The organism is Nostoc sp. CHAB 5715 (genome assembly GCF_020829685.1).
Classification (GTDB): domain Bacteria; phylum Cyanobacteriota; class Cyanobacteriia; order Cyanobacteriales; family Nostocaceae; genus Nostoc.
On record NZ_JAIVFR010001033.1, the window covers coordinates 1 to 2,494 of the forward strand.

The following is a 2,494-nucleotide window of genomic DNA, read 5'->3' on the forward strand; positions in this document are numbered from 1 at the left end:
GGTTTCTCTTTGAACTAAATCGCTAAATATGAACTAGGGCATGAAAGTTATTACACTAAACATTCCCTAGTCTTCAAATTATATAATCTTATATTTAGTAGAACTATATTAGTTATAACCTTTGTTAGAATACACGTTTTTGCTTGTTAATTAACAAAATGTATTTGCATTAATAGCAAGGGGTTAGGCAAATATATTCAGGGGAATTTCGACTTAGTATTTTGGAGGTTTTGATAGTTTCTAATTCAGGTTTATAAACATCCTCTTCACAATCGACAATTTCGGCTATTTGAAAATGCGTAAATCCTTAGTCTAACTGTATTATATCATGTCCGATAAATTACTTGTGATATGTCATTGCGAGTGGAACGAAGTGAAACGAAGCAATCACAACGTCTGGAGCGATTGCTTCACTCCGTTCGCAATGACAACTGTTTAATACCAATTTAATGTGAAGCTGCACTAAATGAGTAACTCTCTACTCTTGGCGCTCTTGGCGTACTTGGTGAACCAGCGCTGTAGGCGGGTTTCCCACCGTAAGCGACTGGTGAACCCGAAGGGCGGTTCGTTTAATATTCTGTGCATCTTCATACAGAATTGGTATAACCGGACATGATATTAGTGGGAATTTCTGAGCCAAATAATCAGGATGTTCATGAAGCATTTTCTGCGTAAATTCTAAATTCAAAACCAGCATTTTCGTGAAATATTCCTTTTTTATGACTAAGAAATCACTTCGCATTGCACTGTTTACAGGATTGTACGCTCCTTTCTTAACTGGAGTTTCCGTAGCAGTCCACCAACGGGTTCGTTGGTTGTTAGAGCAGGGACATGAGGTTTTTCTAATCCATCCGCAAATCAACGATCGCTATCCCAAAAATGTTGGCGATCGCCCCATGCCAAGTTTAAATGAAATTCAGTCTTTCCCCAACTTCTCTGCTTACGCATTCCCCACACAACCACTGCTATTTTACAAGTCTCTGCCTCAACCGTTGAACTATCGACATTGGAGCGATACCAAGTTGCTGGAGAAATTCCAGCCCGATATTATCATAGTTGAAGAAGCCGCGCAAATGAGAGGTTTATACTCATTTTTCTTGCAAGGTTATGGTCGCCCGATTGGCACGCAATACGCAAGACGAACAGGCACACCAACAATATCACTCTTCCACACAGATATTGTTGCATATATCAAATATTACTTTGGGGATAAATTCTTTAACTTGGTTCGTCCGATCATTCCTGCTTTAGTTAAGCAATTTAGTGAGTCTTATGACTTCAATTACTTTTCTTCTAAAGAACAACTCACTAAATACGAAGAACTGAAATGCCAACGTGCCGAATACGTCCCTTATCAAGGCATCGATTGCGAAAAATTTCACCCGCGAAACATTTGTTATAACCCTATTCCTAACGACAACCGACCAACTCTCTTGTTTGTCGGACGCATCACCCCGGAAAAGAATGTCAACCAACTACTTGATATATTTCCGCTCATCGCTGCCAAAATTCCTGATGTTCATCTGGTGATTGTTGGTAGTGGCCCACTAGATGAGGAAATTCGTCAGCGTGCCGAAAAATTTGGATCGGGTATTACTGTATGGGGCGAGTCTCACGGAACAGAACTTTTAGGTTGGTTTGCTAGAGCGGATGTCTTTGTCAATCCCTCCATTACGGAAAACTTCTGCACTACAAATAACGAAGCGCTAGCGTCTGGAACCCCTCTGGTTGCAGTTATTGCACCCTCAACCTCAGAACAGGTATCTCCTGGTCGTAACGGCTTTCTTGCCCAACCCAACAACCCCACAGACTTTGCCCAAAGGGTGATTGCGATATTAGAAAATCCCGATTTGAAAGCAGATATGACTCGGAACGCTCGTCCCTCCATACTCGACTTTGATTGGTCGGCATGTATGCAAAAATTTGAAGAGAAACTTTACCAAATCGTTGAAGAAGGCACGAGGAGCAAATCATCCAGTCAGGGAGAGGTTCATCGAACTCACGTTAATTAGCGATCGCTTAAGTTTGACAAAGCCTGTTAGTTCAAGGGTGCGATCGTAGACTCGCACTGGCTCCCCTTAATCCCCTCCTCGCTTGCGGGGAGGGGAGACAAAGCATAGCTTTGGCGGGGTGGGGTTCTTCCGGTTTAATAAGCAATCAAGCCGACATCAAACAAAGCCTGCTTATGCAGGCTTTGTTTTAGATAACCCCAGACTAAAGCTCTGTGGGCGCTTTCATATTTTTGCAGGAGATTGAAGAACTAATTTTAATCAACTGCTCTCTTCACTGCATTGCCTGCATCTTCGGCTGCATTCTGGGTATTACCCTTGATATTTTCAATTCCTCGCTGAGTCCCCTTAACAACACCTTTGCGAACTTCTTCAACTGAACTGCCGATATCTTCAGCTTTTGAGATATCAGAAAGACCTGAAAATGCTTGAATACAAGTCCATGTAATTCCATCTGAATCTTTAATTTCTCTTTCCATGTCTAT

2 protein-coding genes and 1 pseudogene are annotated in these 2,494 nt (G+C 41.8%); 1 reads left to right on the plus strand and 2 read right to left on the minus strand.

What is annotated here, in order from left to right; all coding sequences use genetic code 11:
* Window positions 1–478 precede the first annotated feature (478 nt).
* A complete protein-coding gene (locus LC574_RS35400) occupies window positions 479–664 on the minus strand; it encodes a hypothetical protein (RefSeq protein ID WP_229458294.1) in 186 nt (61 codons plus the stop codon).
* A gap of 55 nt (window positions 665–719) precedes the next feature.
* Here LC574_RS35400 and LC574_RS35405 point away from each other — a divergent pair, with 55 nt between their 5' ends.
* On the plus strand, window positions 720–2,012 hold the full coding sequence (locus LC574_RS35405; protein WP_229458295.1) for a glycosyltransferase: 1,293 nt from the start codon (window positions 720–722) through the stop codon (window positions 2,010–2,012).
* Window positions 2,013–2,266: 254 nt separating this feature from the next.
* Here LC574_RS35405 and LC574_RS35410 read toward each other — a convergent pair.
* Window positions 2,267–2,494 (minus strand): annotated as a pseudogene (locus LC574_RS35410) (hypothetical protein); the annotation flags it as partial.